Raw genomic sequence first — 271 nt, forward strand, 5'->3', positions numbered from 1 at the left:
GGAAAGAAACATGTTAGGAAAAATAGGTGCTGGTGCAGGTGCGGTAGCCGTAGTGTTGTGCTGGCCTCTGGCCGTCGGTCAGATTGGCGAGCGTATTTATCAGGACACAGTGGGGGAATACAACAGCCCTTATGTTTCTGTTACCACCGAACACTATGAACGTGGTTATCTGACCTCTCAGGCTGTGTCTAAAATTGCGCTGAAATCCAGCTGGAAAGCGGTGTTTGAAGAACAGGACTGGCCAACAGAATGGCACATAGCCCACGAGATT

Annotated in this window: 1 protein-coding gene; it reads left to right on the top strand. The window is 49.8% G+C overall.

The genetic code is table 11. The annotated features are described in order from the left end of the window. Positions 1-10: 10 nt before the first annotated feature. On the top strand, positions 11-271 hold a 261-nt coding region (locus tag ACYP03_RS26230; RefSeq protein WP_459782704.1), incomplete at its 3' end, for a DUF945 family protein.

It is taken from the genome of Photobacterium sp. R1 (assembly GCF_054600795.1).